The organism is Aeromonas sp. QDB25 (assembly GCF_027707725.1).
GTDB lineage: Bacteria > Pseudomonadota > Gammaproteobacteria > Enterobacterales > Aeromonadaceae > Aeromonas > Aeromonas caviae.
In genome coordinates this window covers 1-2,466 of sequence record NZ_JAPCIZ010000173.1, presented here as the reverse complement: position 1 = coordinate 2,466, position 2,466 = coordinate 1, and the positions used below count along the sequence as shown (strand labels likewise).

Here is a 2,466-nt window from a genome sequence, read left to right as displayed (position 1 = left end):
AAAATCCAGATCTTCCGGCTCACCCAGTCCCCGGTGAAGCGGCGCATAGATACGCTGGTGTTTACCCATGCCGACCGGCCCACCCTGATGAACAGGCTGATGCAAACTCTCGCCGGGGGTGGCCAGGTCTTGGTGGTGTGCGCCCGCAAGGAAGAGACCAAAGCCGACACGAAGATGTCCGTGAAGGATCGGCAGGAGATGGAGGCCCGCGAACAGGCCAGTGTGGAGCAGGTGGTGCGTGACTTCGAGCGCATTGGCGACCGAATGGAGCGCTCGCTAGGCTTTCGCCCCCGCATCGTGTTTGCCACGGGTGGCCGCACCGCCGAGGAGAACGAAGGGGCCCTGCAGGCGATGAAAGACCAAGAGGCCCATATCCTGATCGCTACTACTGTGGTCGAGACGGGCGTCAATCTGCCCTTCCTTCGGCATGTGCTGATCGTCAATGCCGACCGTCTTGGGGCGGTGCAGCTGCACCAGCTGCGTGGTCGTCTCGTTCGCACCGGCGGTCATGGCCTCTTTGACCTGTACCTGCCCAATCCACCTTCCCCCACCACCCTCAAGCGAATGGAGATCCTGACTACCCACACGCAGGGATATGAGGTGGCGCTGGCCGATCTGCGATTGCGCGGTTGCGGAGACCTCTTGAAGGGGAGCTCTCAGGCCGGGGCCGGAACCAGCCTGCTGCCACGGCGGCCCATCAATATCGACTTCATCGAGCAATTTATAGTTGATCTAGATAATACTTAATATACACACCATTTCGGTGCTGGTTGCCATTCTTGATCGTTTATATTGACTAGCTCAAAGCAACGCTATCTAATTGAGGCAGACCTTCTCTTGAGACTGTTGCCATGTCCGATGTTTTGGGTAATTTTGTCAGAGCATTATTCAATCGCTCTTCCGGGCTGCCCCGCTCGCGTGATCGCGACACAGAGCCCACGGCTGCGCCTGTAGAGGCCCTACAGCAAGCCCCCGTTTCACCAGCAGACCCTGTAACGCCCCCTTCACGCTTGGCTCCCCGAGAGTTCAATCTGTTTGGTGGAGATCGTCGCAACGGTGCCCATACCTCATGGTCTTCCGCGATGGTGCGTTCGAACTTCCTGATGGTGTCGAACGTGGGCCTGGTGGTCATGCTGGCCATGTCGCTCTGGACGCAGATGAACCACAAGCCGACGGTCATCATCAAACCACCGGTTCTGACTGGTGAGATCCGTATCGAAGATGGTTTACCCAATAAGGAATGGATGGAGAGTTGGGCGCTCTTCATTTCCCACATGATCGGCAACATCAACCCGCGCAACGTCGAGTTCGTAACCAAGCAGGTCACCTCCCTACTCTCCCCCAGTCTGCAAGATTCCAGTGAACGGGCAATGCGCCGACTGGTGGAGCAGCTGCGCCTCTCGAACTTCTCTCAGCAGTTTGAAGTGCAGGACATCCATTACGACCCGACCACCCGCATGGTCTGGGTCTGGGGCTACAAGACTATTCGCATGGCCAATGGTCAGCGCAATGCCGCCAACCCTTCCTCTGAAAGCTCTGAACGCTCGCGCTGGACCTACGAGTTCATTATCAGATTGAACGAAATGGGGATGCCGGTAGTGACTCACCTGGACCAGTACGCAGATACCCCGCACTTCGACCGCGCCGCTGATGTGACCGAAGAAGGTGAGATTCTGGAACCTCTCAAGAAGAACAACAAAAAGGATGCGAAAAACCATCCTGAAAACGCCAAGGAGCAGCACTGATGCGGTTTGCACCCCTCGCTTTGGTCATTGCCGCGATCGTCGGTAATGCGGCATTTGCAGAAGATAGTCCCCTACCGGTTGAAGTCGTTAACCCCACCAAGTTGACGACAGCAGCCCCGGAAAACCCAGTGGTCACCGTGGGTGGCATCGTCGCCAATAGCATGGCGTCCGACGCACCCGCACCCTTGCCGGTGAATTTGCCCGAGGAACAGCGCCTGCTCCTCAACATGATGGAGAAACAGCGGCTCTCCGGTAACAACCCTTCCCAAGAGCCCATCGACGGCATGACCGAAGAGTGGGCTGATAAGGTGAAATCGAAGTACGCCCCCAACCAGAATCTCACTGTGCGTCCGTCAGGCAACGTGATGGTCCCGGTTGCGATTGGCCTGATGAACCGCATTGAGACCAACTACCAGAACGGGTCCGTGAAGACCAGCGACGAGTCGGCGGTGTTAGAAGTCGACGGCGGGGTACTCTACGTCACCCTCAACAGCCGTGAACCCGTTGGCCTCATCCTGATGGAGCAAGGGGTACCCAATTCCGCCATCAACCTCACCGCTGTGCCGATCGACGTGCCGCCTGCCCTCGTGAAGGTTCGCGTCCCGATGACCGGCGACATGCTCAACGAAGCCTATCAGTACCAGCGCAAGGTGAAGGAAGCTGAGCTGGTCGAAAAGGCCACCACCGAGGAAGAAGAGATCGTGCGCTCTGACCGTCACAC

General features: G+C 57.7%; 3 protein-coding genes. All 3 read left to right on the top strand.

Annotated features, from left to right (window positions below; genetic code table 11):
• The coding region (locus tag PG883_RS23180) for a helicase-related protein (protein WP_270808404.1) at window positions 1-747 on the top strand (747 nt) is incomplete at its 5' end.
• 104 nt (window positions 748-851) lie between these two features.
• The gene (locus PG883_RS23175) at window positions 852-1,745 is read left to right on the top strand and encodes a TraE/TraK family type IV conjugative transfer system protein (protein ID WP_114522836.1); all 894 of its coding nucleotides are present in this window, start codon (window positions 852-854) and stop codon (window positions 1,743-1,745) included.
• Window positions 1,745-2,466 (top strand): hypothetical protein (locus PG883_RS23170; protein ID WP_270808402.1); only part of this gene is annotated, 722 nt, incomplete at its 3' end. The genes PG883_RS23175 and PG883_RS23170, both read left to right, overlap by 1 nt.